Origin of the sequence: Bartonella tribocorum CIP 105476, assembly GCF_000196435.1 — a bacterium.
GTDB classification, from domain to species: domain Bacteria; phylum Pseudomonadota; class Alphaproteobacteria; order Rhizobiales; family Rhizobiaceae; genus Bartonella; species Bartonella tribocorum.
Window position 1 is genome coordinate 584,042 of sequence record NC_010161.1, and the last position, 25,681, is coordinate 609,722.

Below are 25,681 nucleotides of genomic sequence, written 5' to 3' on the forward strand. Positions count from 1 at the left end.
ACCATGGTGAAAAAATACGAACTTACTGATGAGACAACTTGGATATACGGAAATAAGTTAACTTATCGCATTCGTGCATTGAGAGATTTTGGAGATGTAAAGGCTGGTGATTTAGGTGGTTTTGTAGAGCACGAAAGAAACCTCTCGCATAATGGAAATTGTTGGGTTCGTGGTTTGTCCGCTGTTTATGATGATGCTGTAGTTTGTGATAATGCGATAATTGATGTTGCATCGCAAGTTAGTAAAAATGCCAAGGTTTTTGGAAATGCGCAGGTTACCAATGGTGCTAAAGTTTCTGATAATGCACGTATCTACGACAACGCATGTGTTTCCGGTACAGTGATTTATGAAAATGCTCAGATTTATGGAAATGCAAAAGTTGGCGGTGATGCACACATTTACGGAAATGCAAAAATTTACGGTAATGCGGATTTAGATTATGACGATTGGATTGGCGGCAATAGCAGAATATCCACTGGAGAAAAAGCATGGTGAAAAAATACGAACTTACTGATGAAATAGATGAAATTTATTTGCGTAAGGTTTATCGCATTCGCGCATTACGAGACTTTAGAAATGTTAAAAAAGGTGACCTAGGCGGCTTTGTAGAAAAAGAAGAAAACCTGAGTCATGAAGGAGACTGTTGGATTTGGTATAAAGCTAAAGTTAGTCATGACGCTAAGGTTTTTGGTAATGCACAGATATTTGAAAATGCAACAATTACAGATAATGCGTGTGTTTACGACAATGCGAAGGTTTGTGGAGAGGCTAGTGTTGAATATAATGCGCAGATTTTTGACAATGCACTGGTTTACGACAAAGCTCGAGTTTTTGGTTTTGTTTATGGCAATGCCCGTGTTTATGGCAAGGCTGTTATATGTGATAACGCACGCATTTTTGGAGATATTAGAATTCTAGACGACGCATATGTTTCCAATCAAGTAAATATTTCTGGTAATTTTGAAATTCGTGGAAAAACTCTAATGGTTCCTAGAAGTGAACACTTAGTGGACTACGTAGGACGTTTCTAACCAAACCAAACAACTTTTAACACAAGCGTGATTCACGCCACGGGTGAATTGCGCTCCAATGGAGGAAAGCAAAATGAATGAACTAAATACGAACTTAACAGAAGTAAACAAAACAAACGATTGTGAAATCAAACCTACAGCTATGGAACTTATTTTAGAAAGAGCTTTAGAAAATGATGTTAATCTGGACCGTCTCAAGAGCCTTCTCGAATTACGAGAAAAGGAGATAGAACGACAAGAGCGCCAAAACTTTGTTCGTGATCTTTCTGCTATGCAAACGGAATATAAAAATATCGAACAAAACGCCCTTAATACACATACTAAAAGCACCTATACAACGCTTGATAAATACATTGATGCAATCAAAGAACCTCTTGCAAAACATCACTTTGCTTTATTCTCTCGTATCAAAGAGCAGAGTTCAAATGACATAACTGTAGAAATGACTTTAAAGCATATATCGGGCAATGAAATATCAACACAAGGAAAATTTCCTGTTGACGCTACTGGAAGTAAAAACAACGTACAAGCGGTTGGTTCTACTATAAGCTACGCACGTCGATATCTCTTAGGTATGCTTCTTAATGTAACCAGTGATGAAGATGATATAGATGGCAACACGCTTATAGCAGGTGTCACACCGGAACAGATGAATGAAATCAAAGAATTAATGGAACAGACACAAGCAAAGGAAAGCGATATTCTTTCTTTTATAGGCGTAAAAAATCTCACACAGATGTCTTATAAACAAGCCCAAACTGTTTTGTTTGCTTTGAAAAAAAAGCAACGCTCACAAATGAATAAAGCACAACAAGAGCAACAAACGGCGGTGTGAAATGGAACAAAGAACAGCAGAGTGGTTTCAAGCCCGTTTAGGAAAAGTCACCGCTTCAAACATTTATAACGTACTCAGTAAAACAGCAAAGGGAACCCCTACAAACAAATATGAAGACTATAAAATTAAACTCATTACAGAGCGTTTAACAGAAGAAGTAAGCCAATTTTATACAACGCCTGCTATGCAATGGGGCATTGAACATGAAGAAGATGCCCTAAAAGAATATGCATTCATTTATGATACAGAGATCATAGGGTGTGGTTTTATCCAACACCCCACAATCAAAATGGCTGGTGCTAGTCCTGATGGGTTTGTTGGTGATGACGGTTTAGTTGAAGTCAAATGCCCACAATCCCCAAACCATTTACGCTTCTTTATAGATGACAATATAAAGCCTGAATATCGTGCGCAAATGCAATTCCAAATGGCTTGTACGGGGCGAAAATGGTGTGATTTTATCAGTTATGACCCACGTTTTACGAGGCAATCAACATACTTGCGTATGAAAATCAAACGCATCCACCGTGATGAAGAACAAATTGAACAGATTAATCAAGCGGTCGAAGTCTTTTTAGCAGAAATAGAACAAGAGATGCAAAAGATTTTGACAAAAGCCGCTTAACGTTATGGGGGTGCTCTCTCCTCCCAGCACCCCCACCCATTTAAGTAATAAGTAATATAAAAATAGAAAGGTAATGAGATGATATTTGATGATGGCGATAGATATGTAACAACCCGTGAATGTGCACAGCTTTTTAGTGTATCAACCACAACGATTCGCAATTGGGTGCTTCAAGGGGAGTTTCCGCAACCCTATAAGCTAGGAAGAGCCGTAAGATGGAGAAAAAAGGAGATCTTAGCCTTTACTCCAAAGAAAAATAGGGAACAAATAACAACAAATTAAGTAAAATTGTATAAACCACAAGAGGTGGTCTAAAAGGTGGTCTGAAAAACAGCGAATCAAATAAAAAATTATATATTTCAATATGTTAAGCACGAGAGAGTGGTGCCCAGACGCGGATTCGAACCACGGACACGCGGATTTTCAGTCCGCTGCTCTACCTACTGAGCTATCTGGGCATGCTTCATAAAAAAATATAGAGCGTGTGCGGTTATAACATTAAAATTTTCTCTGTCCAGTCATCAAAAGAAAAATAATTGATTTTTTAATCAGTTTGTCTCCCTATTCCGGAGAGGTATCAATAAATCCTTATCATAAAATAAACTTGATAGGTATATCGTGATACGTTAGGGTATCGTTATCAGAATGCTATCTTGTCGTGGTGATGATACGAAAAAAATAAAAGAATCAATTGGAGGCATGATTTAGAAAGATTTTTTTACAAAGTTTCCGTGATTTTTAAGCCTACGAAATAATAGAAAACATTTTTGATTTTTTCTAAAAAGACTTTTGATTAGTCTTTATAACAATTTGTTTTTCTTTATAAAGGAAGCAAAACATCTAAAAGGGGAGAAGTAATGTTACAAAAACCAAGCAGTCGTCCCAAGAATACTAATTTCTCTTCAGGTCCTTGTAGCAAGCGGCCTGGTTGGACTTTTGATGTTCTTAAAAATGCATTAGTTGGGCGTTCACATAGATCGAGAGAAGCAGAATTAAAACTTGCTGAAGTTGTTAATTTAACCCGTGAAATTCTTGAGGTTCCTTCTGATCATCGTATAGGAATTATGCCAGGTTCAGATACCGGTGCTGTTGAAGCTTCTCTATGGTCTTTATTAGGTGAGCGTGGCATTGATATGGCAGCGTGGGAAAGTTTTGGATTTGGGTGGAATAAAGATGTTGTCGAGCAATTAAAACTTTCTGATGTGCGCCGTTTTGAAGCCCCATATGGTGAAATACCAGATTTGACCCAACTTAATTTTGAGCGTGATGTTGTTTTTACATGGAATGGGACAACTTCTGGTGTGCGTATTCCTAATGCAGATTTCATTCCGGATAAGCGGGCAGGATTGACTATTTGTGATGCAACATCAGCAGCTTTTGCGCAATATCTTGATTTTTCAAAATTGGATGTTGTTACTTTTTCGTGGCAAAAAGTTTTGGGAGGTGAAGCAGCACATGGTATGGTGATTTTAAGTCCTCGTGCTGTTGAGAGGCTTGAGAATCATGTTCCGGCTTGGCCTATGCCTCAACTTTTCTGTATGACAAAAAATGGAAAATTGAATGAAGATATTTTTAAAGGAAAGATAATCAATACGCCTTCTATGCTTTGTGTTGAGGATTTTCTTGATGGGTTGAAGTGGGCAAAGTCTCTAGGAGGTGCAGCGGCATTAAGAGCACGGGTTGAGAAGAACTTTTCTGTAATTGATGCTTTTGTTCGTAAAACACCATGGTTAGAATATTTGGCAAAAGATCCTGAAGTGCGTTCTAACACATCTATTTGTTTAGATATTGTGGATCCAGTGATTACTGCTTTAGATACTGAAAAGAGAGTATCTTTTATAAAAGCGGTTGTAAATCGTCTTGATGAGGAAGGTGTTGCTTATGATATTGGTTCGTATCGTGATGCTCCTCCTGGGCTGCGAATTTGGACGGGTATAACAATTGAGGCTTCCGATCTTGAAATTTTAACACAATGGCTTGAATGGGCGTTCCAAGTTGAAAAAGCACAGCTTTAAATAATGACTGGTATTTTTACAACGCGTTTTTAAACAGAAAAAGGATACGAGAGATTATGATGATCTTTCGTATTCTTGTATCAGACAAACAACTTCTAAATAATTGATATGAATTGTAAAAGATTAAGAGGGAAAATGAATGCTTTGTCAGGTGTTGGGTAAAGAATAAAAGCTCTAATTTTTTTACTTTTTGTGGCAAAAATGACAGCTTCAGAATATAGGGGTATTTGTTTATCTTTATTATCATAAATGAAAAAATTTAATTTCTTGAAGATTGAGAAAAATCTGAAATGAGGAGTCGCACTTGCTCTAAGGTTTCGTTATAAAGAAGTATTTGTTTTTGAATGCTGGTTTTTTTGACCAAACATGACGGAGAAAGTTATGGCCAATGTAGTTGTTGTCGGTACACAATGGGGTGATGAAGGTAAAGGTAAAATTGTAGATTGGTTGTCTGAGCGCGCAGATATCGTGGTGAGATATCAGGGGGGGCATAATGCTGGCCACACATTGGTTATTGATGGAGTGAGTTATAAATTATCACTTTTACCGTCTGGTTTAGTTCGTGGGAAGTTATCAATCATTGGTAACGGTGTTGTTGTTGATCCTCATCATTTTGTTGCAGAATTAAAAAAACTATGTGATCAAGGTGTAAAAATTACACCAGAAATTTTACGGATTGCTGAAAACGCTCCCTTAATTCTTTCTTTGCATCGTGATCTTGATGCAATTCGAGAAAGTGGTTTATCGGGTTTAAAGATTGGGACAACGAAGCGTGGTATTGGGCCGGCTTATGAAGATAAGGTGGGACGTCGTGCGATCCGAGTGATGGATTTAGCAGAAAAAGATACGCTTATGGCTAAGATTGAGCGGCTTTTGAGGCATCATAATGCTTTGCGTCGTGGGATGGGTGTTGCAGAGATTGATTCTCAAGCGCTTTATGATGAATTGATGCAAGTTGCAGATAAAATTCTGCCCTTTATGGATTGTACGTGGCGTCTTTTAGATGAAGGTTATCGGGAGGGAAAGCACATTCTTTTTGAAGGGGCGCAGGGTGCTTTACTCGATAATGATTTTGGAACTTATCCTTATGTAACATCATCGAATACAGTTGCTGGGCAGGCATGTACAGGATCTGGGATGGGACCTGGAGTCATTCATTATGTTTTGGGTATTGCAAAAGCTTATACCACACGTGTTGGAGAAGGGCCGTTTCCGACAGAGCAGATAAATGATATTGGTGAATTTCTTGGGACACGTGGGCATGAATTTGGTGTTGTAACGGGGAGAAAGCGTCGATGTGGTTGGTTTGATGCAGTTTTAGTTCGTCAGATGGTAGCAATTTGTGGCGTTCAGGGTATAGCATTGACAAAACTTGATGTTCTGGATGGTTTAGATGAAATAAAAATCTGTATTGGTTATGAGCTTGATGGTAGAAAGATTGATTATTTACCTTCTTCCATGGGAGCTCAAGCCCGTGTAAAGCCTATTTATGAAACATTAGAAGGTTGGAAGGCAAAAACAGCACATACATTGAGATGGGAAGATTTACCAGTGCAGGCTGTTAAATATATACGCTATATCGAAGAACTGATTAATACAAAAGTGGCTTTATTATCCACGAGTCCAGAACGTGAAGATACTATTCTCATTACAGATCCCTTTGCAAATTGATTATTGTTTTTAGTTTTCCATATAGCTTTTTATTCATTTCTGTATCTTTTAACAAAGAGCGTTTTTAAGAGCGCGTGAGAGAAAGGTGTAAAATAACATTGTTTATTTTTCGTATTCATTTTACATTATTACGATAGTTGCACCAATATAAATGACAATTGATTTATGAGGCTAAAAGGTGTTTTGGCTTTAGGGCTGGGGTTTCTTTTCTCAGTTTAAGAGAGATTATAGAGGAAATGGTAGATTTCATTGGAATCTTAAAAAAGGCAATTAATGCGCAAAATAATGTTACACCACAAGTGCGTCAGCGGATTTATAAACGGGCTACCGAAACATTAGAACATCAATTTTTAACAGCGAAAATACCGCAAGCAATAGCAGATGAACAAAGAAGGATTCTTCAAAGTGCTATTACGACTGTTGAAGAAGAATATTTAGAAGTCGAAAAGAGGTTGCTTTCTTCAGCTATGGGGTGGAATCCCAAAGATATAAATGAAGATAAAAGATATATAAAAGAGGTTATCTTACCAAAAAATAATGAATTTTCAGTGGTAAGCACAAAAAGCAAGCAGGATTTTGTTAAAATCTCAAAGGATAACGAAGTACTTAATGAGCCTTGTGTATCAGATATGCCAGAGGCGGAGCCTGTTAATATGCAGGCTTATTTGCCTTCTGAGCATGTTAATCGCTGTGCGTTAAAGGTGTCTCCTTCACAAGAAGATAATCCGCATATTGTTTCGCATATTTTTTCTCAAGCTTTACGTCGTGCTAATAAATCATTGGTGCAAAGGCGTATTGTGATAAGTGCTATTTCTGTTGTGAGTTTTGTTGTTTTAACTGTTGGTATTTTTTTTATTGGGGGGCGTGTATTTGTATCAAATGATCATCAGTTGTTAGGAGAAACTCTTCAAGCTTCTCAGGGGGTACCAAAGGCACTTTCGGTTAAGAGAAAGTTAACACAACGCTTATTAGAGGATGGGAGTGAAGTTGATGTTGGTTTAAAACAAGCGGCAGATTCTTACGATGAAGAAGGAATCTCAAAAGTTGTTGCCAAAAATTTGCAATCGCTTGAAAAATCAGGCGAAGCTGTTTTTTATCAAGCACGTACAAATTATGATGCAGAAAAGGTAGCAACGGGAAGCGCTCGCTGGACGCTTATAAGGGAATCTCATGTAAAGGGGGCTTCAGAAGAAATGGCTATACAAGGTGATATAACAATTCCCGATGAAGGGCTATCATTACGGTTAATTTTACGTCGTAATGCTGATCGGTCATTTCCTGCTGCATATATTATGGACCTTATTTTTATTCTTTCTGATAAATTTTCAGGCAAAGCTATAAGCAATGTTCAAGCATTAACCTTTAAAGCAAGTGAACAATCCATTGGGCAGGCGTTAACAAGAACTATTTCTGCAAAAATTAACGATGATTTTTTTCTTGTTGCATTGAGTGGTAATCATCCATTTCTAGACAGAAATTTACAATTAATGCGAGAATTAAATTGGATACGTTTGGTTTTAACAGATAAAAATGGACGTATAAATGAATTAACCTTTGCAAAAGGACCAACAGGTGAATCTATCTTTAATGAAGTTATTGGACAATGGCTTGCACAACAAGATAAGTTAACAGTTCTTGGTCAAAAAAATAAAACATAGATGCAAATAAGATAAAAGATTATTTCTCACCATCCGGTTTTATTCGTTGTCCCTAAACGTACTCAATAAAGCTCAAACATCAATAACTCAAAGAATTTGAGAGGTCCATTTACAAGTATAAAGCCAATGAATGCTTTTCTCATTTCCAATTTAAGAATGTACAAGCAATTGGCTTTACACCTGATTCTAGAATCTTACACTTGATTTTGAGATAAAGCAGAATCTCTAATAGAGTTTTGTACTTTTTCAAACGCACGCATTTCAATTTGCCTTACTCGTTCTCGGCTAATGTTAAATTCACTAGAGAGTTCTTCTAGAGTTAATGGTATATCGTTTAGACGACGTGCTTTGAATATACGCCTTTCGCGGTCATTAAGATTGTTCATAGCATTGACAAGCATGAAACGACGATTTTCTAATTCACTTTTTTCAATTAAAATTTGTTCCTGATTGTTGGACTCATCCACCAACCAATCTTGCAACTCGCTGTTTTCTCCTTCTTTTGTACGAAGGGGTGCGTTGAGTGAAGTATCACCACCAAGTCGGCGATTCATCGATACAACTTCATCTTCTGTGACATTCAACTGGGTTGCAATTTCTTTTACTTGTTCTGTATTGAGATCACCGCTATCAAGTGCTTGAAGTTTATTTTTCAACTTACGAAGGTTGAAAAATAAGCGCTTTTGATTGGCTGTTGTCCCCATTTTCACTAAACTCCAAGACCGCAATACATATTCTTGGATTGATGCTTTAATCCACCATATTGCATAGGTCGCAAGACGAAAACCACGCTCTGGTTCAAAACGCTTAACAGCTTGCATGAGTCCAATATTGCCTTCTGAAATGACTTCCCCGATGGGGAGACCATAGCCACGATATCCCATGGCGACTTTAGCAACGAGACGCAAATGGCTGGTGACTAGCCTATGTGCAGCTTTTAAATCATTATGCTCACGGTAACGTTGAGCGAGCATATATTCTTCTTTTGGCTCAAGCATCGGAAAACGACGCACTTCTTCCAAGTAACGGTTCAATCCCCCATCACCTGTGATGATTGATAACAAATTCATATGGGCCATATAGCACCCTCCTTTTGTCTGAATTCCCTAAATAAGGCAAATTCTATGTTTAAGATAGCCAACTATCCTTGCAACTTCACTCTAGCATATTTTTCAATTTTGTTCAAAAAAAGATATTTTATTGTGAAATCTTGAGATGGAAAAAAGTTTCAATTCATTTTTTTTAAATGCTTAATAAGTTGAGCCATATCTTGAGGCAGCGGTGCGGAAAACGATATAACTTTACCGGAAGAAGGATGTTCAAAAGTAAGACTTGCGGCATGGAGTGCGTGTCGATTGAATTGATCGATTGCATTTTTAAGAGTGGGATTGAGTGTATTTGATTTTGTTTTAAAAGCGTTTCCATAAACCGTATCACCGATGAGTGGATGCCCGATATGCGCCATATGAACACGGATTTGATGGGTGCGTCCGGTTTCCAGACGACATTCCAGAAGGCTAGCAAAAGATGTCGAGTCTGCATGAGTACCATATTTTTCAAGCAGAGAAAAATGTGTAACAGCATGACGAGCATGAGGGGTTTGTTTATGGACGACAGCTTGCTTTGTTCGGTTATGGGGCGAACGGCCAAGTGATGCATCAATTGTCCAGACATTGCGGTGAGGCGTCCCCCAAATCAATGCATGATAACGTCGATCTAATGCGCAGGTCCGTCCATGATCAGAAAATTGAGCACTAAGACTCTTGTGAGCAAGATCATTTTTTGCAACAACCATAACACCGCTTGTATTTTTATCAAGACGATGGACAACGCCAGGGCGTTTAACACCCCCTATACCAGATAAACTATTCCCACAGTGGTAAATAAGGGCATTAACCAACGTACCAGTCCAATTGCCATTCCCAGGATGAACAACAAGACCCGCTGGTTTATTAATAACAATGACATGATCATCTTCATACAGGATGTCCAATGCAATGGCTTCAGCGCTAGGTTCTGCATCACGAAGGTTAGGCATTTCCAATTCAATTATTTGGTTAGGTTTTAATTTTGTTTTTGGTTCCTTTATGAATTGGCCATCAATTTTAAGACAGCCTTCACGGATGAGGGTTTGCAAACGTGAACGTGAGAGCACATCATGATATTGTTTTGCGAGCCACTGATCAAGACGTTGATCCAGAGCACCTTCATCCGTTACTTTCTGTATAACCATACGATTCCTATTAAGTTTTTTAATAAGATTTTTACCAATATGAAATTGCTTTGCTATCAAGAAATTCTTTAATTCCCCAATGTCCCCCTTCACGGGCGCGCCCAGAGAATTTTACACCTCCAAAGTAGCTTCCATCAGGTAATCCATGTCCGTTAACTTCCACCATACCGGATCGTACTTGTGCTGCAATACGACGGCATTTGTTACGATCTTGCGATTGAATATAGTTTGTAAGACCATATTCAGTATCATTTGCTAAAGTGATGGCTTCTTCTTCTGTACTAAAAGAAAGAATCGAGAGAACTGGACCAAAGATTTCTTCTTTGAAAATACGCATATGAGGTTTTACATCAGCAAAGACTGTTGGACGGACATAATAGCCGCGTTCCATCCCTATAGGTAAACCAGTTCCGCCTGCAACAAGAGTTGCCCCTTCATCAATTCCCGATTGGATAAGATCTTGAATTTTATCATATTGTTTTTTTGAAACGACAGGTCCAATATGATTACCTTCTTGGCAGTTCGGTCCTACTTTTGTTGTTTCTGCAATATCTTTGGCTATTTTTACGGCTTTGTCATAGATGTTCTGTTCCACAAGCATACGAGTCGGTGCATTACAACTTTGTCCACTATTATAAAAGCAATGTCGTACACCACGCTGAATAGCCTCTGAGTCGGCATCAGCAAAGATAATATTTGCTCCTTTTCCTCCAAGTTCCAGACAGACTCTTTTTAAGGTAGCGCTGGCATTTTTAGAAATATCTTTTCCTGCTCTGGTTGAACCAGTAAAGCTGATCATTTCTAGATCAGGATGTGCTGAAAGGTAAGAGCCGACAGTTGCACCATCACCATTGATTAAATTAAAAACACCGGCAGGAAGTGCTGCTTCATCTAAAAATTCAGCAAAAAGCATAGCAGAAAGAGGCGCAATTTCAGAGGGTTTTAGCACCATGGTACAGCCAGCCAAGAGAGCGGGGATAACTTTAAGAGTCACTTGATTCATGGGCCAATTCCATGGTGTAATTAATCCTACAACGCCAATAGGGTCGTAGTGAAGGATTGCTTGCTCATTTCCCTTTATTAAAGTTTCTTGGAATGAAAACTCTTTATAAGCTTCGATAAAATCGCGAATATGGGAACCGCCGGCTGCGGTTTGCGCATTAAGCGCCATATCAATTGGTGCTCCCATTTCCATTGAAATGGTTTTAGCCATATCTTTGGAACGTTTTTCATAGATCTCTAAAATTTTTTCAACAAATCCAAGACGCTCGCTTGGTGGCGTTGTTTTCCATTTTTGAAACGCTTCTTTCGCTGCTTTAATTGCTTTATCAGCATCTTTTGTGCTTCCAAGGCTAATGACAGCACAAGCTTCTTCTGTTGATGGATTAATGACGTCAAAATCATGGGGTGTACTTGGATCATCCCATTGACCATTGATATAAAATTTCCGTTTATTAAACATAATTCACTCCCTTTTTTCTATTTGTATTTATGTAATTATGATTATCTTAGTCTAAGCCTTTTTAGACGAGGATAACAAGGATAATCTTATGAAAACGCGAGAAATTAGATTATGTTATGATCATCAAACATGGAAAGTTAAATAGAGAAATGCTTCTATAACTGTTTGTATTATTGGGATTAATCGTTTTTATAAAATGAGAGGGAAAGAGAGGTATAGAAATTTTTCTTGACGCTTTCTATCATGAAGTTTTCTTCAAAACAAATGAAAGACGAGCGATAGGACACCATAAATTGGCTAATTTACTTCGTAAACCTTAAACAAGGAATATTATGCATTTTGACCTTATTTTTTTATTAAAAAGTAACCATCAGCAAAAGGTTATTAACCTTCATATGATAGCCTCTATGAATTCTTTTTGAAAAGGTCATTTTTCTCATTGCTATAAATTTGTTGGGTGCCATGCATAATTCGAAAATAAAATCTATTTCTACGTCTTCTTGTTCTGATGATGGTACGGAAGGTGCATCAAGAGAAGATTTGTCTATTAAGATTACAGAGATATTTCCTTATCCGGAAGTGTGGAAAAAGGCATTTACCCTCGGAAAAAATGTCCGTTTTACGCGAACACCAGAAGTTGAGATTTTACGTCGTCGTATAGAAACAGATCCAATTTTTGCAAAACAATTTAAGATTTTTACAAAACAAGATCGAAAAAAAATTACGGACATTGTACATTGTAATAAGAAAACAACAAACGTTCCATCGACAAAAAAAGTCATTAATCCTCAATCGATAGAGAATAAAACGTCAGTTTGTCATTCAACGGTTTTAAAGCAGTTGTCACAGCAAGCTATTAGTCTACCATCAACCCATATTTCCCTTGAGGAAGATCAACAAGAGCATGAATTACAAGTGAAAAATGTGCTCCAAAAAATAAAGCCTGCTTTGCACCTTTCCGATGATGCTTTTTTTGAGTGTGGATCTTTGATATTTGAACATGTGGATACTCAAATTTCAAAAGAGGATAGTACACCGATTAATACGACAAATGAAATTACATCTGATGTCCCTTCTGCTTTTGATGAGTCAATAACGGCTCTTTATCGTGTTCTTGAATACCGCTTTCCGCAACTCTATGATTCAATGACATCAGAAACTCCAGCAGAAAGGATGAGAGGCGTTGAGCAAATTTCTGATTTAATGAATACGAATAATGATACTATGAAGGAGTCTCAAGAGGGCGGTTCTAAGCTTTCTGTTGAAGATTCCGCTCATGTGTTAAATGATACTGAGGCGTTAAGGGATGCTGAGGATACTATAGAGACTGAAGAAGCCAATAATACCGTTTCCCATAATATTGTCGATTGTATAACAAAGGATGTCACAAAAAATTCAAAAGAGCTGTCTGTGATGCAAAGAAACGCTGCAACGAAAACATTGCAATCTATCCGCGCACCATCAGGCCATTATAATGCTTCTTTTATGAAAAATATTCAATCTATTGACTGTGATGTTTATGAATTTCCTCCGATTAATTTATTACAGAAACCTGTTTTTCATGAAGGGACGATGATTCCTCAGGAAACATTAGAACGTGGTGCTGGACTTTTAGAAAGTGTTTTGGAAGATTTTGGCATTAAGGGTGAAGTTATCCATGTTCATCCGGGGCCGGTGGTAACAATGTATGAATTTGAGCCCGCTGCGGGTGTAAAGTCATCGCGCGTTATTAATCTTTCTGATGATATTGCACGTTCTATGTCTGCTATTTCCACACGCGTTGCTGTTATTCCTGGACGTAATGTTATTGGGATTGAGTTACCCAATGCGGTTCGTGAAACTGTTTATTTACGGGAATTAATCCAAACACGTTCTTTTCGTGAAAGTGAGTTTAAGCTTGCTCTTGCTTTGGGGAAAGGGATTAATGGCGAGCCTGTTATTGCAGAATTAGCAAAAATGCCTCATTTATTGGTTGCAGGAACAACAGGATCAGGAAAATCTGTTGCAATTAATACAATGATTTTGTCGATTCTTTATCGTATGACGCCCCAGCAGTGTCGTTTGATTATGGTTGATCCTAAAATGTTAGAGCTTTCTGTTTATGATGGTATACCACATCTTTTAACACCGGTTGTAACAGATCCAAAAAAAGCGGTAACCGCTTTAAAATGGGCGGTTCGAGAAATGGAAGAGCGTTATCGTAAAATGGCTAAGTTAGGTGTGCGTAATATTGATGGTTTTAATGCACGCGTTGCACTTGCCGCTCAAAAAGGTGAAACGATCATGTGTACTGTACAGTCGGGTTTTGATAAAGAAACAGGGGAAATGCTTTATCATGAAGAAGCCATGGATCTCACGCAGCTTCCTTATATCATCGTGATTGTTGATGAGATGGCTGATCTTATGATGGTGGCAGGAAAAGAAATTGAGAATGCCATTCAGCGTTTAGCGCAAATGGCGCGTGCGGCAGGTATTCATCTTATTATGGCAACACAGCGTCCTTCTGTTGATGTTATCACGGGGACAATTAAAGCAAACTTTCCTACCCGCATTTCTTTTCAGGTCACATCAAAAATTGATAGTCGTACGATCTTAGGTGAACAAGGTGCTGAAACGCTTTTAGGTCAAGGAGATATGCTTCATATGGCAGGTGGGGGGCGTATTGTGCGCGTTCATGGACCTTTTGTCTCTGATGAAGAAGTTGAAGCCGTTGTTGCACATCTTAAAATGCAAGGAAAACCCGATTATTTAGCAACAGTCACGGATAATGAAGACGAAAACAATGAAGATGTTTCGGCTGATTCAACGGCAGAAATTTCTGAGGAAGAAAATTTTGATGAAGAGGGTGAGAGACTTTATAACCAAGCTGTAAAGATTGTTATGCGTGATAAAAAATGTTCAACATCTTATATACAGCGCCGCCTTTCAATCGGCTATAATAAAGCAGCTTCTCTCGTTGAGCGTATGGAAGAAAAAGGCATTGTGGGAGCCGCTAATCATGTTGGAAAACGTGAAATTTTACTCAATGAAGGAAAATAAGCGAGCATATTTAAAAAAAGCACATTCAAAAATATGTGATTTTTAAAACGTCTGACAGCCATTATTGAGATAGCGAATACGTGTTTTATTCTTTAAAGCAGGTGTGACCATCTATTGATTTCTTTGAGAGTAATATTAAAAAATTGAGTGGAGAGTCATAAAGCCGTCTTTTGACTGCTCATGAGGAGAATAAGCTGATACAAAAGGGGGAAAATGTTTTTAACATTTCTAGATGATTTTGAATGTGGAATAAATGAAGTGAATTTTTATATGAGAAGGGGGGCTTTTTATTCTCTTTTCTTATTGCGTAAGGATTCTTTGTTCAAATAATACGGTAGTATATTTTTAGTAGTCCTGATTAATGGATCACAATCCTTATGAAGAATAGGGTATCATTGTATTATATCTTCATGCATTTTCTTTAAAGAAACATCTAGTAAGTTCCTCAAGTCCATTTCATGACGGTGTTTGTCAATAGTATAGCAAAGCTGTTGAACATCACTATCCTTACGCTTATGAAGTAACAAACCGGTACACCATTAAAATATTTTCTAGCTCTCAATTGCAAAAGAGCTCGGTATTGATGGTTTATAAGAGGCATTTTATATTCCTTCTTTAACGATTTTTATCTATACGCCAGCTCTTTTTGTAACATGCAAGCGAATGGTTTTGGTTGTTTCAATATGAGAGGAGGTATGATGAAAAAAATTTACGATATTCGCAGTTATGATTCAAATTAAAAAAAAGTATTTATCATTATAAATCAATGTGTTGATGGTGAAAAAAAAGATTTTTTGGGGAGACGTTCTAAGAAGAGGACTCAATATATAAGTTTTATTGCATTGGGGGCTTTAAAGCGCTACGCTGAGTTTGTTACTATCTAAATTATTGGCGCAAGAAAGGTGTTTTTACAAGAAGTTTTAGGATAAAGGGATTTTTAATTTCGGATCCTTATAATACAACATACTGATTTATAATAATAATTCCAATCATTTTTTGTGCATTATAATTAAAGTTAGCGCAGGGGTAAAAAAGGAATAAAAAATCTACTTAATTAAAAGCATTTCAAATGCCAAGCATACAGATAATACTAGGGGCTGAAATAATATAATGAGGGCACTAGCGAATTCTTTCAGAAATATAAAAACAGCACGCACGAATGCTTCAATATCCTTTATAGGGACCTTTATATTAGACGAACTCGGATACCGTCATATAATAAGCTTTGAACACAATGTCTCTTTAAGACAGGTACATGAATGCGAAAAATAAGAGTATTCTTCTGGGAGACCTATTTTATGTGAAGGGCATATTTCTATTATTGTAATAAGCTTTCTTACAATAGTGGGTGAATAAGCAACAGCGCTGAGGGTTTCTTTTTACTTTTGTTTTGTTGGTAAAACAGTCAAAATTTTGCTACAGATAATTGATAATAAGATATCAAGTTATTTTAACGAGAGCAGATATTTTGAAATAAATTAGCATTATTTGTTCGAGAGTCAATCCAACACTTTTTTAGTTTTAGTTATGTCATTAAAAGCAGATGAGTTAAGTAACAATGAATTAAAATGTAAGCAAGAAGCTTTTTGTTTTATACCAGAGCTTTTGCCACGACCTTTTACATGGAAAATCGATCACAATGGTTTATTTTGTGAAGTCTCAAAGGAGTTAGCTGAAGTTGTTGGTCCTCTCTCTTCTTCTATTTTAGGTTGTGGCTTTCATGAGCTTGCTCATCAATTTAATGATGAGAGATATCTGGTTCTCAGTCGTTTTATTGAAGCGGCTATGCCGTGGAGTAAAGAGGTTGTTCAATGGCCAGTTGATGGTTGTTCACAATGGCTTGATGTTGAATTGTCGGCTTTGCCAATTTTTGATGTTAAAAAGCAGCTTAAAGGGTTTCGTGGCTTTGGCGTTTTAAAAGTTCAAGAACAAAGAGATGAAAAGCTGGAGACGGAAATGCCGCGTCTTACGGAGATAGAACGCTCAGCTTTTCGTGAGATTGCAGAGCAATTACGTGATGAATTGAATTCATCGGTAAAAGAAGAGAATTTTGTTGAAAAAACAGCTATTCAATTACCATATCCACAAACATTACCGGTAAATGCTATAGAACAAGCTCTCATAAAAGAACCCGCTGCTGTTTTATCATTATTGGAGACAGCAACAGATGGTGTTTTATGGTTAGATGAACAGGGGTTTATTCAATCGGCAAGTAGGGCAGCTTTAGCATTAATGGGTTATGAAATAAATGAACTACGAGGACAGCCATTTTCTTCATTCTTTACTTTGCAAAGCCGATTTTTGGTTGAAAAATATTTTAAATTAATTCGTATGAAGGGGAAAAATCAGGTTTTAAATCGCAGCGAAACAGCTGATTTAATGACGAAAAGTCATAAAAATAGAACCGTTTTGATAACGATTGTATTTTTGGCACCGCAAGGCAATTATGCTGTTATGTTGCGTGATAGAACAAAAAAAGTTTTATCAGAAGAAGAAAAAGCAGAAGAGAATAAAATTGTTGGCGTTGTTCATGAAATACGAACACCTTTGAATGCTCTTATTGGTTTTGCGGAAATTATGAAAGAGGGCCGTTTTGGTTCAATAGAAAATGAGCGTTATCATGGATATTTACGCGATATTATCTCTTCTGGAAAACATATATTATCGCTCATTAATGAATTACTAGAATGTTCGAAGATAAATTATTCTGATTCCAATAACCAGGTTGATTCTTCCCTTATTTCTGAACAATTTGATGTGATATCTTGTTTACGTGCGACGATAGCTTTTCTTGAAACTCAAGCCAATCATAACGGCATTATCATGCGTATTGTTGCTCCACCGCATGTTCCATTTATTCCTGTATCACAACAAATGTTTCGCCAGATTATATGGAATCTTCTTTCCAATGCTATTCGTTTTACCTCCTTGGGTGGACAGATTATTGTTCACGTTTCTTATAGAAAAGAACGCATAAAAATTTCAGTGAGTGATAATGGTATAGGAATGAGTGAAGAAGAAATTGCACATGCCCTGCAACCTTATGGTCAAGTAGAGCGCAAAGATGGCCGATCTGGTGACAGTGTTTTTATGGGAACAGGCTTAGGACTCCCAATGTGTAAGGCAATGGTGGAAGAAAGCGGGGGAGAATTTTTATTGTTCTCAAAACCCAATCACGGAACAACTGTGGAAATGTTTTTTCCTCATGTTCCATGATGTAAATCGTACATAAATTTACTTTTTCTTAGCCAAGAGATCTCTAATTTCTGTTAAAAGTTGTTCTTCTGAAGAAGTTTTATTGGGGCTTTCTCCTTCTTCTTTTCTACGCATTTTATTCATAGCTTTAACGAAGAAAAAAAGAACCCAAGCAATAATGAGGAAATTAATAAGTAAAGTGATAAAGTGCCCATAGCTAATGGTTGCTCCAGCTGCTTTGGCGGCACTCAATGTCGCTTGTTTTTCGCCAGCAAGTTGAATAAACATATTAGAAAAATCAATTCCACCTGTAATAAGTCCAATGATTGGCATAAAAATATCATTGACAATTGAGTTGACTAAGCTACCAAAAGCGCCTCCGATAATCACACCAATAGCAAGATCAATCATATTACCTTTTAGGGCAAATTCTTTGAATTCTTTAAACATTGCGGTTTCCCCTTTATATAAGCGATATACGGTAATCTACTTACCGCTTTTGATGAAAAAGGAAAGGGCAGATTTTATTTTTAGGAGTATACTACAACATTAATATTATTTTCCAAGAATTTTATGAGGCTTAATAAAGAGCTCTATGGAGTCTATTTGAATGTATATATTTCGTAGAGAACAGCTTTTTTGATAAAAACTGTATCTGCTTTTTCCAACGAAAAGGCGAAAATTATTCTTAAGTTATATAATTTCCTCAACACCTTTATGATAACAGTTTAAAAAAAGGGATTTTTACACAGTACCACAAAGTTAGAAGTGTTGAGAATTGATACATCAGGAACTTTTTCGAATGAAGTATTATATATTGGCATAAAAAGAGAATTGAGAATAAAAATTATATTTCAGTACTGATGGGAGAAATGGATAGATAAGGCGGGAGTAAAATTTATAGTGCCAGATAGTTCCTCTTAATTCAACAAGCGATAGAGAAATTAGGGGTATAAGATGATCTAAAAGCTCTTTATACTGTGTTGCATAGGTTGAAAGTGATCATCATTTTGATGCAAGCAAGCATATTATTATTGGCTGGAAGATTGTATCAATTTATAGATAGCAGAACTATAGAGTTTGCAAGAGCATGTTGGTTTAGAAGTTTCTGGTATGATAGGTTCATTCTATAATCAATAGCAACAGCAAAGGAAGCAACACGGATTTTTCAAAATTTTATTGATACGGTATAAACCATGCTGCTAATTTAATGGTGTAGCAATGGCATGAATGTAGATGATTTTACGAACCGTATATTCTATAAATTTATGAGGAAAACAGCTTTATAGAACAAGCTTTGTTTTTGGGGACACAACATTACACAAAGAAACTTTAATGACATAAAAGAACCTTGGGAATAGAGATAATTTTCTTGCCTTTTTAAAGATATTACGAGCTTGCTTGCAAGAGATAAGATTATGGTTTGGTGAAGAGGCATTAATATCTCAACTCGTACGGACATTTTACATTTTATAAGATTTAGGATTTACAGACATATTTAGCTAACTGAACAAGTGTGAAAGAGAGAAATGTTTTTTCCAGAATAATTTTTTTTATTCAGGGTTCATAAATATCCACGCGAATGATGATGACGTGATGAACTATTCTTAATAGAAGGGGGGATATTATTTGAATAATATACTCTTTTGGCGATCTTTTGTGTTAAAAGGTGTATGTGAGATGCGATGGATCATTTTTATGTTGTGGAGAAGGATTGATGAGTTTTTTTCGTTGTATTGGCCGTTCTGCTTTATTTATGTTAGATCCAGAGCATGCGCACCGCTTAGCGATTGTTGGATTGAAAAGTGGCTTAAACGGTTGTCAAAAGGTTGTTGATAAGCGATTGAGTGTAACTATTGCAGGGCTTAAGTTTAAAAATTTTATTGGTCTTGCAGCGGGGTTTGATAAAAATGCAGAGGTTGTTGATGAAATTTTTCGTTTAGGATTTGGTTTTACTGAAATTGGAACAGTGACACCAAAGCCTCAGATTGGAAATCCTAAACCACGGCTTTTTCGTTTAAAAGAAGATGAAGCAATTATTAATAGAATGGGTTTTAATAATGACGGGCATCAAGTTGTTGATGACAGATTGCGGATATGTAAAAAAGCGGGTGTTGTAGGGGTCAATATTGGAGCCAATAAGGATACAGTTGATAAGATTGACGATTATACTGTTGGCATTGCTCATTTTTATGATGTTGCTGATTATTTTACGGTTAATATTTCTTCTCCTAATACGCCAGGTTTGCGCGATTTACAGGCTCGTGATAGTTTGCATCTTTTGTTGAATGCCATCTCAAAAGCGCGAAAGGAGCAAGAGAAAAAACATGGATTTTCCATTCCCATTTTTTTAAAAATTGCTCCAGATTTATCAGAGAAAGAATTGGATGATATTGCAGAAGAAATAAAACTTTCTGATTTTGATGGACTGATTGTTTCCAATACGACTCTTTCACGTCAAGGTCTTAACAATAGTCATTTCAGCAATGAAGAGGGGGGGCTTTCTGGACGTCCACTTTTTGAGCGTTCTACGATTGTGCTTGCAAAAATGCGTCAAAAGTTAGGGAAGGAGATTGCAATTATTGGCGTTGGCGGTGTAAAGGATGCGCAAACGGCTTTGGAAAAAGTAAAAGCAGGTGCAGATTTAATTCAATTATATAGTGGGATGGTTTATGAAGGTCCAAATCTTGTCATAACTATTTTAAAAGAGATTTTGCAGATGATGCAACAAGATGGTGTCGATAACATAAAAGACTATCGTGATCATAATCTTGAGCATTGGGCAAAATTTCCCTTGTAAAAATTTTCTTTGTAAAAAACATTTTTTCTTCACAAAAAATTGCAAGATTTTTTTTAAGGGGCTTGCAAACTTTGTTGATCTTCCTTATGTCACATAAGCGAAGAATAAATGTTTACAAAATCGTGAACAGTTATGATACATTTACTTTTTATGCGGTTGTAGCTCAGTTGGTTAGAGCGCTGGTTTGTGGCACCAGAGGTCGTAGGTTCAAATCCCACCAACCGTACCATTTATCTTCTCCAACTTTTCTAATTCTTATTTTTGGCGTTTTGTGAGGCGGTTAAAAGCTGCGCTTGGCGGTCTTTTTTGCGTGTGAGCTGTCACAGAGCAGAGACCTTACGCGGATGATTTTTCTCAAATTTTGCCAAAAACAGAATAATACGATCAATAATCGCTTGAAATATAAATGGGTTAATTAAATCTATGATTCTGATTGCAATTACAACAATAAATATCTCTATCAGTATATTTATATATTTTTAGTATATTTTGTAAATCAAGAGAATCTTATTTGACTTTCATTATTATTGCTCATAATATAAACTATTAAGTTTAAATACATAAAATAAGTAAGCATAAATTTACTAATATATAACATATTTTTGACACAATGTCCTTGATTTTATCAACTATATATTATAAATATGAACTTGCATGAAAGTGCATTCATATCTCCAGGGGGTGTTTCGGTGGTTGATTATGGGTAGGCCATTCTGGCGCGGGGACATAAGTAACCTTGGGGGAATTTATTTATACACTAAATTGTAGAAAATAAATGGGAAGTTCAAGTTCACATTCAAGTGGTTTGTACAATTATTGCAGTGCCGATAATTTTAGTAGCAAATATAACTCTGGTTTTGCGTTTGGTAGCAAGCATGGTGGTCAGGTTGGCCTTGTGGGTGGTGTTGTCCTAGGAGGGGCAGCGACGGGTAACTTTGGTTATGCCATGGCCGCAGGAAGCTTTGGGCAAGCTGTAGGCAATGAATTCGGAGACATCATAGGCGGTTATGGTGGTTATGGTGTGGCTGCTTTCCAGTGTGGCGCACAGGTGTTGGGTCAATCTATGGCTAATTCAGGTGGTGGGATGTTGATGCACTTTTGATGTAGTTCTTTGGGTTATCCTAAAGCCTAGAACGGTGGTGCTGTAAAAGGTGCCACCTTTATGTTTGGAATATTGTACAGGAGGAGCTATGGGCGAGTTTGGTTTAGTGCTCGTTTGTTTTTATCTGTGGTTTGGCATGTTGTATCTATTCTGCAAAAGTATTGCTATTAATGGAAAAAGCATGTTAGGCAGGGAGAACACGGTTACACTCATAGTGGTGGCATTGGTTGCTCCTCTTCTCATTTATGCCTTTGAGTATTTTGAGTATATAGTCGGTATGCCGATAACATCTTCTCATGTTGCTATAATTATGTTCTTTCTTTCTTTTTGCATTGAATTTATACCCAATATAGTCAACAACATAAAGTGCTTTAGTTTGGCCATTATCGCAAGTTGCCCCATTTTTTTCATCGCAGCTGGTTTTATTGTTATGAGTGATGGCGTTCTGTTAGATTTTTTTGATCTGCAGCTTTCGAGCTATATTTATCTGCTTTTCATTATTCCGTTGATGATAGCGGGGGCTCGCTATGTCCTAATTGCTAAAGCTTTGAAGGAAAAATCTATGTCAGTGCTAGATTTAAGCATTTGCATTGGCTGTGGGTTTGCCATAGGCGTCTTTTTTGTGTCATCACTGCTTTTATCAGACCTTCGAGAAATCTACCAACAGATAGGTTTTGCAAACAGGGAGGCAGTGAAAAAAATGTTTGATTATGCGGTGTTTGGTTTCGCTATTCTAACGGGCCAGGTTTTTTTGACATTTTTGATGGTTCTCTTTGTTACTACAAAGAAATATTATTGGTTGGTCCTTGATGTTCTTGCAGAGCTGTTTTTTAGCCTCTTTGTTTCTTATTATGTAGCGTTTGTTCATACAGACGATGACTATGGAATGGTTAGAAGTTGGATTTGTTTGATGTTTGTTGTTGATGTGTACGCGCGTCACATTAAATCAAAGAATGTGAAGCTTAGCGTGATTAACCCGTTTAAAAAGAAAACTGAGTGAGAAGACAGGAGGCTGTAGTTCTTTGGGTTATCCTAAAGCCTAGAACGGTGGTGCTGTAAAAGGTGCCACCTTTATGTTTGGAATATTGTACAGGAGGAGCTATGGGCGAGTTTGGTTTAGTGCTCGTTTGTTTTTATCTGTGGTTTGGCATGTTGTATCTATTCTGCAAAAGTATTGCTATTAATGGAAAAAGCATGTTAGGCAGGGAGAACACGGTTACATTCATAGTGGTGGCATTGGTTGCTCCTCTTCTCATTTATGCCTTTGAGTATTTTGAGTATATAGTCGGTGTGCCGATAACATCTCCTCCTGTTACTATAATTATGTTCTTTCTTTCCTTTTGCATTGAATTTATACCCAATATAGTCAACAACATAAAGTGCTTTAGTTCGGCCATTATCGCAAGTTGCCCCATTTTTTTCATCGCAGCTGGTTTTATTGTTATGAGTGATGGCGTTCTGTTAGATTTTTTTGATCTGCAGCTTTCGAGCTATATTTATCTGCTTTTCATTATTCCGTTGATGATAGCGGGTGCTCGCTATGTCCTAATTGCTAAAGCTTTGAAGGAAAAATCTATGTCCGTGCTAGATTTAAGCATTTGCATTGGCTGTGGGTTTGCCATAGGCGTCTTTTTTGTGTCATCACTGCTTTTATCAGACCTTCGAGAAATCTATCAACAGATAGGTTTTGCAAACAGGGAGACAGTGAAAAAAATGTTTGATTATGCGGCGCTTGGTTTTGCTATTCTAACGGGCCAGGTTTTTTTGACATTTTTGATGGTTCTCTTTGTTACTACAAAGAAATATTATTGGTTGGTCCTTGATGTTCTTGCAGAGCTGTTTTTTAGCCTCTTTGTTTCTTATTCTGTAGCGTTTGTTCATACAGATGATAAGTATAGAATGGTTATAAGGTGGATTTGTTTGATGTATGTTGTTTATGTGTACGCGCGTCACATTAAATCAAAGAATGTGAAGCTTAGCGTGATTAACCCGTTTAAAAAGAAAACTGAGTGAGAAGACAGGAGGCTGTAGTTTTTTGGGTTATCCTAAAGCCTAGAGAAGCCACCCCAAGAGGGGCCGTTTCTGGAGCAATAGTAGGCGGGGTCCGTGGCGCAGCCGCGGGTATTGCTAAAGCTGGTTGGGATTGTTCTTGCTCTAAGTGGTGAAATTGTTGTTTGACCTGGCTTTTTTAACAAGGTAAAGGCCTTGCTAAGGGGTACGCTATTATCCTCTTAGCAGGGGGGCTCTCCCGCAATAATATCTTGGTATACTTTGGAGGGCAAGGCGCCTTAGGGAAATTATATGTCTGACTTAATTTTTGGAATGCAGCTTGGTTTTGGGATAAGTTCCAGCCCTCGTGTCCTTAAAAACAATGGCTTGTTGGGCGAGCGCGTCATTTTTTGGGGGCTAGCTGGCCTTTCCTGCGCTATCATCTTCGCTTATCCACATAGTGAAAGTGGGCTTCCAGACTTATCTTTGCTTTTAGTATGTTATCTTGGCATGCTTTTAATTCTGCACGAGCGCTACTTATATAAATATTTAGTTCTTGGATTCTGTGGTGCAGTTGCTGCCTTGTGTATTGGGGCAGGTTTTGTATATTTGAGCTCTTTGTTGCCATTGCCTGCTTTGTCTGCTGCTCATAATAGCCAGCAGCAGTTGGTGCATTACATGAGTGGGGTTGCTGCAAACTATCCCTTTTTTATCCTTTTGATATCAGTTTTAACTGCGGAGTTTTTGCGTTTGTGGTTGCTTCGCGTATATAAGCCAGAATTAGCTGCGCATGAGGTCCTTTATTTCGGGCTGGGCTGGGGTGTTCTAGACTTATGCTATAAAACCCTCCCAGCTCTTTTTCTTTACTTGAATTACCGTGTTGATAGGGAGCCACAAATGGCGGGCTATGTCGCATTTGAATCCTGTCCACAAGCGATCAGCTATCTTATTGCCGCGGGCATGATTGTATTGATGCATGTTGTAAATACGCGCTTTATGTATCTTGGTTTCGAAGATAAGCGAAAGGCCTATTCCTATCTGCCTTTTGTAATTCATTTTGCGGTTGGTCTTTTGTCTATGTTTGGCATTTCTTCAGACTACGCAATATTAATAAATTCTATTTCTGAGGCTTACTATAATGCTTGACAAATTGACATTATCTGTTATCGGCGCCGTTTTTTGTCTGGTGCTGATTATTTTTCCTTTGATGAAGAAAAAAACATTGGTTGAACATTTGGTTTTCTTGCTCGTTGTTTTGTGTCTTGTTTTTCTTTATGTTTATGGCGCTGTGAGTTATTTTCCTTATTGTGTTTTGGCGCTTTCGCTTATATTGGGGTACCGCTGGTTACTCTCTTTGGTTAAAGCGTTTAAAGGCACGAAGGCGATTATTGGGTCAAGCGCTGGTTGTTATGTGCTTTTGATTTTTTTTCTATACGGCTTTATGCGTATGATAGGCAGTTTGATTTTTGATTTTGCTGCTTATAGTACGCCTAATATTGTTTTTGCTGTTGGTCTATTCCCTATAAGCATGGCGATTATGCAGTTTTTTTTGCTCTCTCATTGGGTGGCAGAAGATAATGGCAATGGTGTAGAGGCAGCACTGGGCGTGGGAATAGGAATTTGGGGGGCTGCTATAGGGCTTGCACTGCTTACATCTCTACCAGAAGCTGTGAAGATCCTAAAAGGGGCCTTTAGTCTTGATAGGGACGCCTTACTTTTTTTACTTGAGACGGTAATATATTATGCGTTTATTATAGGTCTGAGTCTTTTATCAACTTTCTTAATGCTTTTGGTTTGCCTTGACAAGAAATGGCGTTTTTTTGTTCTTATCCTGCTTTTACAATGCTTGGCGGCTTGGGCGCGCTTTTCATGGCGGGCCGCTGAGCCAGAACTTCTTGCAATTGGGCATTATACAATCGCTACTATTCTTATGTTTGCTCTTATGCGGCAAATTTATGATTTTGTGCAAGACAGATTATCCATGAAGAAAAATAGCAGTTACGCTGTAGTAAATGAGGGGGCATAA

General features: G+C 37.4%; 21 protein-coding genes and 2 tRNA genes. 18 read left to right on the forward strand and 5 right to left on the reverse strand.

The window, feature by feature from the left end; genetic code table 11:
• The first annotated feature begins 3 nt into the window (after positions 1 to 3).
• The 5 genes from BTR_RS02690 to BTR_RS02710 all read left to right on the forward strand — a co-directional run bounded on the left by BTR_RS02690 (position 4) and on the right by BTR_RS02710 (position 2,773).
• Positions 4 to 495 (forward strand): hypothetical protein, encoded by a 492-nt coding sequence (locus BTR_RS02690; protein ID WP_012230960.1) that lies wholly within the window; start codon positions 4 to 6, stop codon positions 493 to 495.
• Positions 489 to 1,031 (forward strand): hypothetical protein, encoded by a 543-nt coding sequence (locus BTR_RS02695; RefSeq protein WP_012230958.1) that lies wholly within the window; start codon positions 489 to 491, stop codon positions 1,029 to 1,031. The genes BTR_RS02690 and BTR_RS02695 overlap by 7 nt, the downstream gene beginning before the upstream one ends.
• A 73-nt stretch (positions 1,032 to 1,104) precedes the next feature.
• Positions 1,105 to 1,866, forward strand: a complete 762-nt coding sequence (locus BTR_RS02700; protein ID WP_038473337.1) for an ERF family protein — start codon at positions 1,105 to 1,107, stop codon at positions 1,864 to 1,866.
• A 1-nt stretch (position 1,867) separates the two neighbouring features.
• On the forward strand, positions 1,868 to 2,491 hold the full coding sequence (locus BTR_RS02705) for a lambda exonuclease family protein (RefSeq protein WP_012231098.1): 624 nt from the start codon (positions 1,868 to 1,870) through the stop codon (positions 2,489 to 2,491).
• Positions 2,492 to 2,569: 78 nt separating this feature from the next.
• Complete coding sequence (locus BTR_RS02710) at positions 2,570 to 2,773, forward strand: helix-turn-helix transcriptional regulator (RefSeq protein WP_007347214.1); 204 nt, start codon at positions 2,570 to 2,572, stop codon at positions 2,771 to 2,773.
• 100 nt (positions 2,774 to 2,873) lie between these two features.
• Here BTR_RS02710 and BTR_RS02715 read toward each other — a convergent pair.
• Positions 2,874 to 2,949: transfer RNA gene (locus BTR_RS02715), tRNA-Phe, on the reverse strand.
• A gap of 399 nt (positions 2,950 to 3,348) precedes the next feature.
• Between BTR_RS02715 and BTR_RS02720 the strand changes: the two genes are divergently transcribed.
• The 3 genes from BTR_RS02720 (at position 3,349) to BTR_RS02730 (ending at position 7,835) form a co-directional block, all read left to right on the forward strand.
• Positions 3,349 to 4,506 (forward strand): phosphoserine transaminase, encoded by a 1,158-nt coding sequence (locus BTR_RS02720; protein WP_012231100.1) that lies wholly within the window; start codon positions 3,349 to 3,351, stop codon positions 4,504 to 4,506.
• A 381-nt stretch (positions 4,507 to 4,887) separates the two neighbouring features.
• The gene (locus BTR_RS02725) at positions 4,888 to 6,177 is read left to right on the forward strand and encodes an adenylosuccinate synthase (RefSeq protein WP_012231101.1); all 1,290 of its coding nucleotides are present in this window, start codon (positions 4,888 to 4,890) and stop codon (positions 6,175 to 6,177) included.
• Positions 6,178 to 6,413: 236 nt separating this feature from the next.
• The gene (locus BTR_RS02730; protein WP_012231102.1) at positions 6,414 to 7,835 is read left to right on the forward strand and encodes a membrane protein; all 1,422 of its coding nucleotides are present in this window, start codon (positions 6,414 to 6,416) and stop codon (positions 7,833 to 7,835) included.
• A 194-nt stretch (positions 7,836 to 8,029) separates the two neighbouring features.
• Here the strand turns inward: BTR_RS02730 and rpoH are convergent, their stop codons facing one another.
• The 3 genes from rpoH to BTR_RS02745 form a co-directional block, all read right to left on the reverse strand.
• Positions 8,030 to 8,914 (reverse strand): RNA polymerase sigma factor RpoH, encoded by an 885-nt coding sequence (gene rpoH / locus BTR_RS02735; RefSeq protein WP_012231103.1) that lies wholly within the window; start codon positions 8,912 to 8,914, stop codon positions 8,030 to 8,032.
• Between the two features lie 149 nt (positions 8,915 to 9,063).
• Positions 9,064 to 10,068, reverse strand: coding sequence for an RluA family pseudouridine synthase (locus BTR_RS02740; RefSeq protein WP_012231104.1), 1,005 nt, complete (start codon positions 10,066 to 10,068; stop codon positions 9,064 to 9,066).
• 31 nt (positions 10,069 to 10,099) lie between these two features.
• Positions 10,100 to 11,530 carry an aldehyde dehydrogenase family protein gene (locus BTR_RS02745; protein ID WP_012231105.1) on the reverse strand — a complete coding sequence of 477 codons (1,431 nt, stop codon included), beginning with the start codon at positions 11,528 to 11,530 and terminating at the stop codon, positions 10,100 to 10,102.
• Positions 11,531 to 11,992: 462 nt separating this feature from the next.
• Between BTR_RS02745 and BTR_RS02750 the strand changes: the two genes are divergently transcribed.
• Entirely contained in the window at positions 11,993 to 14,569 is a 2,577-nt protein-coding gene (locus BTR_RS02750; protein ID WP_012231106.1) for a DNA translocase FtsK, read from the forward strand.
• Between the two features lie 1,527 nt (positions 14,570 to 16,096).
• On the forward strand, positions 16,097 to 17,785 hold the full coding sequence (locus BTR_RS02755; RefSeq protein WP_012231107.1) for a PAS domain-containing sensor histidine kinase: 1,689 nt from the start codon (positions 16,097 to 16,099) through the stop codon (positions 17,783 to 17,785).
• An 18-nt stretch (positions 17,786 to 17,803) separates the two neighbouring features.
• Here the strand turns inward: BTR_RS02755 and mscL are convergent, their stop codons facing one another.
• Complete coding sequence (gene mscL / locus BTR_RS02760; RefSeq protein WP_012231108.1) at positions 17,804 to 18,214, reverse strand: large conductance mechanosensitive channel protein MscL; 411 nt, start codon at positions 18,212 to 18,214, stop codon at positions 17,804 to 17,806.
• A gap of 1,267 nt (positions 18,215 to 19,481) precedes the next feature.
• On the opposite strand from mscL, the gene BTR_RS02765 reads away from it, so the two are divergent.
• The 8 genes from BTR_RS02765 to BTR_RS02795 all read left to right on the forward strand — a co-directional run bounded on the left by BTR_RS02765 (position 19,482) and on the right by BTR_RS02795 (position 25,681).
• A complete protein-coding gene (locus tag BTR_RS02765; protein WP_012231109.1) occupies positions 19,482 to 20,564 on the forward strand; it encodes a quinone-dependent dihydroorotate dehydrogenase in 1,083 nt (360 codons plus the stop codon).
• Positions 20,565 to 20,716: 152 nt separating this feature from the next.
• Positions 20,717 to 20,793 (forward strand) — tRNA-His (locus tag BTR_RS02770).
• A 546-nt stretch (positions 20,794 to 21,339) separates the two neighbouring features.
• The gene (locus BTR_RS02775; RefSeq protein ID WP_012231110.1) at positions 21,340 to 21,666 is read left to right on the forward strand and encodes a hypothetical protein; all 327 of its coding nucleotides are present in this window, start codon (positions 21,340 to 21,342) and stop codon (positions 21,664 to 21,666) included.
• Positions 21,667 to 21,754: 88 nt separating this feature from the next.
• Positions 21,755 to 22,666 carry a hypothetical protein gene (locus tag BTR_RS02780; protein WP_012231111.1) on the forward strand — a complete coding sequence of 304 codons (912 nt, stop codon included), beginning with the start codon at positions 21,755 to 21,757 and terminating at the stop codon, positions 22,664 to 22,666.
• A 101-nt stretch (positions 22,667 to 22,767) separates the two neighbouring features.
• Positions 22,768 to 23,679, forward strand: coding sequence for a hypothetical protein (locus BTR_RS02785; RefSeq protein ID WP_012231112.1), 912 nt, complete (start codon positions 22,768 to 22,770; stop codon positions 23,677 to 23,679).
• On the forward strand, positions 23,676 to 23,831 hold the full coding sequence (locus tag BTR_RS12865) for a hypothetical protein (RefSeq protein WP_158305289.1): 156 nt from the start codon (positions 23,676 to 23,678) through the stop codon (positions 23,829 to 23,831). Before BTR_RS02785 ends, BTR_RS12865 begins: the two co-directional genes overlap by 4 nt.
• A 136-nt stretch (positions 23,832 to 23,967) precedes the next feature.
• On the forward strand, positions 23,968 to 24,801 hold the full coding sequence (locus BTR_RS02790) for a hypothetical protein (RefSeq protein ID WP_012231113.1): 834 nt from the start codon (positions 23,968 to 23,970) through the stop codon (positions 24,799 to 24,801).
• Entirely contained in the window at positions 24,794 to 25,681 is an 888-nt protein-coding gene (locus tag BTR_RS02795; protein ID WP_012231114.1) for a hypothetical protein, read from the forward strand. The genes BTR_RS02790 and BTR_RS02795 overlap by 8 nt, the downstream gene beginning before the upstream one ends.

What these genes read in the sequence shown, in the direction of transcription:
- BTR_RS02795 (WP_012231114.1), top strand. Translation starts at nt 24,794, where the DNA reads ATGCTTGACAAATTGACATTATCTGTTATCGGCGCCGTTTTTTGTCTG.
- rpoH (WP_012231103.1), bottom strand. Translation starts at nt 8,914, where the DNA reads ATGGCCCATATGAATTTGTTATCAATCATCACAGGTGATGGGGGATTG.
- BTR_RS02745 (WP_012231105.1), bottom strand. Translation starts at nt 11,530, where the DNA reads ATGTTTAATAAACGGAAATTTTATATCAATGGTCAATGGGATGATCCA.
- BTR_RS02695 (WP_012230958.1), top strand. Translation starts at nt 489, where the DNA reads ATGGTGAAAAAATACGAACTTACTGATGAAATAGATGAAATTTATTTG.
- BTR_RS02730 (WP_012231102.1), top strand. Translation starts at nt 6,414, where the DNA reads ATGGTAGATTTCATTGGAATCTTAAAAAAGGCAATTAATGCGCAAAAT.
- BTR_RS02720 (WP_012231100.1), top strand. Translation starts at nt 3,349, where the DNA reads ATGTTACAAAAACCAAGCAGTCGTCCCAAGAATACTAATTTCTCTTCA.
- BTR_RS02780 (WP_012231111.1), top strand. Translation starts at nt 21,755, where the DNA reads ATGGGCGAGTTTGGTTTAGTGCTCGTTTGTTTTTATCTGTGGTTTGGC.
- BTR_RS02790 (WP_012231113.1), top strand. Translation starts at nt 23,968, where the DNA reads ATGTCTGACTTAATTTTTGGAATGCAGCTTGGTTTTGGGATAAGTTCC.
- BTR_RS02755 (WP_012231107.1), top strand. Translation starts at nt 16,097, where the DNA reads ATGTCATTAAAAGCAGATGAGTTAAGTAACAATGAATTAAAATGTAAG.
- BTR_RS02765 (WP_012231109.1), top strand. Translation starts at nt 19,482, where the DNA reads ATGAGTTTTTTTCGTTGTATTGGCCGTTCTGCTTTATTTATGTTAGAT.
- BTR_RS02750 (WP_012231106.1), top strand. Translation starts at nt 11,993, where the DNA reads ATGCATAATTCGAAAATAAAATCTATTTCTACGTCTTCTTGTTCTGAT.
- BTR_RS02700 (WP_038473337.1), top strand. Translation starts at nt 1,105, where the DNA reads ATGAATGAACTAAATACGAACTTAACAGAAGTAAACAAAACAAACGAT.
- BTR_RS02710 (WP_007347214.1), top strand. Translation starts at nt 2,570, where the DNA reads ATGATATTTGATGATGGCGATAGATATGTAACAACCCGTGAATGTGCA.
- BTR_RS02705 (WP_012231098.1), top strand. Translation starts at nt 1,868, where the DNA reads ATGGAACAAAGAACAGCAGAGTGGTTTCAAGCCCGTTTAGGAAAAGTC.
- BTR_RS02775 (WP_012231110.1), top strand. Translation starts at nt 21,340, where the DNA reads ATGGGAAGTTCAAGTTCACATTCAAGTGGTTTGTACAATTATTGCAGT.
- BTR_RS02785 (WP_012231112.1), top strand. Translation starts at nt 22,768, where the DNA reads ATGGGCGAGTTTGGTTTAGTGCTCGTTTGTTTTTATCTGTGGTTTGGC.
- BTR_RS02725 (WP_012231101.1), top strand. Translation starts at nt 4,888, where the DNA reads ATGGCCAATGTAGTTGTTGTCGGTACACAATGGGGTGATGAAGGTAAA.
- mscL (WP_012231108.1), bottom strand. Translation starts at nt 18,214, where the DNA reads ATGTTTAAAGAATTCAAAGAATTTGCCCTAAAAGGTAATATGATTGAT.
- BTR_RS02690 (WP_012230960.1), top strand. Translation starts at nt 4, where the DNA reads ATGGTGAAAAAATACGAACTTACTGATGAGACAACTTGGATATACGGA.
- BTR_RS02740 (WP_012231104.1), bottom strand. Translation starts at nt 10,068, where the DNA reads ATGGTTATACAGAAAGTAACGGATGAAGGTGCTCTGGATCAACGTCTT.